At 43.1% G+C, this 4,455-nt stretch carries 5 protein-coding genes; 4 read left to right on the forward strand and 1 reads right to left on the reverse strand.

Going from position 1 to position 4,455, the window contains the following annotated elements:
- Positions 1-290 precede the first annotated feature (290 nt).
- From ADIS_RS23260 to ADIS_RS14325, 3 genes are all read left to right on the forward strand, one after another.
- The gene (locus tag ADIS_RS23260; RefSeq protein ID WP_010855293.1) at positions 291-1,025 is read left to right on the forward strand and encodes a hypothetical protein; all 735 of its coding nucleotides are present in this window, start codon (positions 291-293) and stop codon (positions 1,023-1,025) included.
- A gap of 118 nt (positions 1,026-1,143) precedes the next feature.
- On the forward strand, positions 1,144-1,404 hold the full coding sequence (locus ADIS_RS14320; protein WP_010855294.1) for a hypothetical protein: 261 nt from the start codon (positions 1,144-1,146) through the stop codon (positions 1,402-1,404).
- 297 nt (positions 1,405-1,701) lie between these two features.
- Entirely contained in the window at positions 1,702-2,211 is a 510-nt protein-coding gene (locus tag ADIS_RS14325) for a hypothetical protein (RefSeq protein ID WP_010855295.1), read from the forward strand.
- A gap of 1,367 nt (positions 2,212-3,578) precedes the next feature.
- Here ADIS_RS14325 and ADIS_RS23265 read toward each other — a convergent pair.
- The gene (locus ADIS_RS23265) at positions 3,579-3,728 is read right to left on the reverse strand and encodes a hypothetical protein (protein ID WP_010855299.1); all 150 of its coding nucleotides are present in this window, start codon (positions 3,726-3,728) and stop codon (positions 3,579-3,581) included.
- Between the two features lie 189 nt (positions 3,729-3,917).
- Here ADIS_RS23265 and tnpA point away from each other — a divergent pair, with 189 nt between their 5' ends.
- Positions 3,918-4,370, forward strand: coding sequence for an IS200/IS605 family transposase (gene tnpA / locus ADIS_RS14340; protein WP_035806185.1), 453 nt, complete (start codon positions 3,918-3,920; stop codon positions 4,368-4,370).
- Positions 4,371-4,455: the final 85 nt, after the last annotated feature.

Consider the following 4,455-nt stretch of genomic DNA (forward strand, 5'->3'; position numbering starts at 1 on the left):
CAAAATATCTCCTTTAACCGGGAAAGGACGCAATGTGGGTTAAAGCCTCAAGTGTAACTCAAGGATGATGACACAATAAAAGAATAGCATCTCCCGCGCTACCCAGTTACATGTCCGATAAACTCTACCACAGCGATGAAAGGAGTGGGCTGACTGCTTAAGCTTGTCGACGACAGAAAACTTAGAAATTAATTCCCCCCACTGAAATGAAATTTCAGTGTACATGCTTTTTTTTGCTTTATAAATCTTAATCAAAATAATTTATAACGTTTACCTAAAATTATAAGACTATGAAAAAGATAACCTACTTTCTTTTACTCGTTGGTGGTATTTTGGGAAATGTGTCTTGTATTGACAACGTCGACAACTCAACTACTTCCCACTTTAAGGCTGATCTAGAACAAAATGAAAAGATTTTAAAATCATTAGAGCGTACTCTTTATGAGTATTTAGCGTCAGATATGACACTATCTAAAGAAGAATTATCGCATAAATACATCGAGAATCTCCACGAATTGGGAGCAAGAGTATATTCTTTAGGATCTTCTCAGCCCACTCTTCGCACCAACTTTAGACCCTCAGATGAGTATGTTCAAATTTCAAGAGCTCTTACTGACGCTGCCTCCCATTCTACCCATCAGATTTACATAGAAACATTAAGTAAACTAAAAATATCGACAGATGGATCGAGAATGTCCCAAATGGAAAAAGATTTAGTTGTAGAAAACATAAATTTTATGAATTCTTTCGTAAATTGGATGGAATCGACCAATAACGCTTTGGGTACATCAGCAACTTGTAATGGCTGGTGGTCATGTTGGGGCAAATGTGCGGCAGGAGTGTTGGGCAGCGGAATAACGGGCGGTATAGGGGGCTGCGCGACAGGTGCTCTAGTTGGGGGCGCTGTAGGTACAGTAGCTCCAGGAATTGGAAATGGAGTAGGAGTAGTCTCAGGGTGTGTTGCAATGGGAGTAATTGGTGGAATTGGAGGAGCTTTACTTGGGGCGTCTTCGTATTGTGAATAAAATACTAACTTATCATGAAATCGAGCACGACGCAAGCGACACACGGAGGGCCGCCCCGATAGCTATCGGGAATTCGTGCGAGATTCCATCTGACCGCTAAAGAACAAATTATAAACAGATGAAAAATCAATTCTCAAAAAAAGGAGCTGGGGCAATCCTCTCAATAATTCCACTCATTGCGCTGATCGGCTGGGCAGGCTTTACCTTTCTCCGATTCAAGCCGTTACTGGGTACTGAACAAGCGTGGCGGTTTCATTATTCCTTTACTGCTTTTCTGCTTTTGAGTACTGGCCTGGCCATCGTTTGCGGTGCATGGCTCATCTATTTTGTGCTTCGAAATAAGACCCTACCGGGCAAATCCAATACCAAAATCCTATAGATTTGGTAGGTTTTAAATAAAGAGAATGGGTAGGAGAAAGAAGAGAAGCACGAACATACCCGTTAGATTGTAGAATAGCATTGTTTATTATATCGGAATCCGTGTCGACAATGTTAAGACAGAGATAAAGCATGTGATAATTGATCATAATAACCTGGTAAGAAGAGGGTTAAACCCGAAAAAAACCCCCGTTCGTACAGTAATGGGGGTTTTGTTTATATCTTTTAGGAATTGACACCGAATATCCGATTTTTTTTCTTCGCTTCCTGTGTTTTAATAGTATAACCAACGATAAAGATGCACCGGTTTTTCTCCTCCTACGCCACCCGCTCCAACCTGTTGCTGTTGGTTGCCCTGACCATCCTGAATAACCTCGCCCTGGTATGGTTTTTCCGGGATTTTCCGGAGCCTATTCTGGACACCTTCCTGTTCTACACCGGCGAGGAAGCCTATGCCATCATCGGGAATTACGGGACAGAGTACCGGAACATGTACATCCGAGGTACCCTCCTCCTGGACTTTGTATACCCTGTATTCTATTGCCTGATGTTGGCCTTTGGCATTTTCCGGCTGAGCAAACACGCGGGTTGGGCCTACTTACCTTTATGGATTCTTCCTGTGGACTACCTGGAAAACGGCACGCTGATCTTTTTGCTGTCGCAATACCCGGAAGAGTACCGACTGATCGCCAGTGCCGTGGGATTTGTCACCTGTACCAAATGGGCCATGGTAATGGCCTCGGTGTTGTTTATTCTTCGGGCCTTGTGGATGCGGTATATTATGAAGAGACCTAATGAAGAGACCTAATTTTCCCTAAGAAAATAGCCGGCTGAGAAGATCCCCTAGCCGGCACCATAGAAAGAAAAGCTTTCAGGAGGAATATTTGGCTTTTTTGAAAAAATATCAGATTGACTATGATGAGAGATATTTGTGGGATTGATTGTCGCACCGTTGGTGCTTGCGGGGATTGGGAGGACATGTTAGCATAGCCCTAGCAGGCCATGCTAATGATTAACGCACCCTTGGTGCTTTTGCAGAGGTGGCCGAATGATTCCATAGAGGTGTTGGCTAGGTTAGTGCCGATACCGCCGTGGGTACTTATTCAATTATCAGCACCAAAGGTGCAAAATTATTAGCCTTGGGCAAGGCCCAAGGAAACATGCGACTACGCCACCCAAGCGCCAAAGGCGCGGAATCAACAGCCAGTGGCAACACCCCTGCTTTGGAAAATCTCCAGGTCTCAGCCATAAGAAAAGGCCGGCTGAGAAGATCCCTAAGGCGGCCACACATTCTTTCGGCGACCCTGCTGCCTATGCTTAGGTCAATTTGAGCTCCTGTCCACTCCGAAAGCCACGCAATAAAACTTCTTGGTATTCAATACTTTTTTTAATTTTACCACAGTAAGAGTTGTTTTTTAGATGACAAGAGGGATAAAAAATGCCACAATCTATAGCTTACAATTACAGCCATATCACTTTTAGTACGAAGGACAGACATCCATTTATTGATGAATTTATTGAGTGTGAGTTATTCCAATACATTGGAGGGATCTGTAAAAATTTGGATGTTCCAGTCATTTTTGTCGCTATTTTGAGTCGTGGACAGGCATGAAAACCCCTGTGGTAAGATGAAGACAAAAGGTAAGCTTTTCAGGTAGTTTCTATGTGAACAGGTGTAGAAGCCGTTTGCCTTCACCTAACCAACTTTACCTATATTGAATCCTTGTTACTTTTTTGCTACAGGTCAAAAAAGTAACCAAAAAACCCCGCCGCTGTGCATCTCTTGGCTAAAATCCGTGCTCAGCCCGCGCATAGGCAAACTCCTCGGTTTTTGGAAAGTCCATGTACTACAAAATGGATTTATGACCCAAAAACCTCGTCAGACATGCCTCTGCCTTTGCCACCGCACTGCCCGGATTTCTTCACGCCAAAATCTGCAAGGCGGTAGATACCGTGAGCATGTGGTTTTTATCCAATATACACTTTAACGGGTCACATCAAACCATCAAGAGCCTTGACGAAAAAAGGTATCAGGTCAATTTTAATAACCGAAATTAAAATGGGTGTCCCAACGACGAAAAAAAGTAACTACCGCACCCTTGGCGCTTTTGCAGAGGTGGCCGAATGATTCCATAGACGTGTTGGCTAGGTTAGTGCCGGTACCACCGTAGGTGCTTATTCGATTACCAGCACCAAAGGTGCCAAATCAATAGCCTTGGGCAACGCCCAAGGAAACATGCGAATACGCCACCCAAGCGCCAAAGGCGCGGAATCAACAGTCAGTGGCAACACCCCTGCTTTGGAAAATCTCCAGGTCTCAGCCATAAGAAAAGGCCGGCTGAGAAGATCCCTAAGGCGGCCGCACATTCTTTCGGCGACCCTGCTGCCTATGCTTAGCTCAATTTGAGCTCCTGTCCACTCTGAAAGCAATACAATAAAGCTTCTTGGTATTCAATACTTTTTTTAATTTTACCACAGTAAGAGTTGTTTTTTAGATGACAAGAGGGATAAAAAATGCCACAATCTATAGCTTACAATTACAGCCATATCACTTTTAGTACGAAGGACAGGTGTCCATTTATTGATGAATTTATTGAGTGTGAGTTATTCCAATACATTGGTGGGATCTGTAAAAATTTGGATTTCAAACCTGTGAAAATTGGGGGCTATAAAGACCATGTACATATACTTTGCGTTTTGTCCAGAAAAATCACTTTGATGAAATTCATCGAAGAAGTGAAATCACATTCCTCCAAGTGGATGAAGACCAAAGGAGAAAAATATCATAACTTTTATTGGCAGCGTGGATATGGAAGTTTCTCGGTGAATCCTTCCGAAATTGACGTGGTGGTGAGGTATATTGAAAATCAATCCGAGCACCATAAAACGAAAACATTCCAGGAGGAGTATTTGGCATTTTTAAAAAAATATAAGATTGACTATGATGAGAGGTATTTGTGGGATTGATTGTCGCACCGTTAGTGCTTCCGGAATTTGGAATCATATGTCTGCATAGCCCTAGCAGGCCATGCTAACGATTAACGCACCCTTG

Source organism: Lunatimonas lonarensis (assembly GCF_000390185.1).
GTDB lineage: Bacteria > Bacteroidota > Bacteroidia > Cytophagales > Cyclobacteriaceae > Lunatimonas > Lunatimonas lonarensis.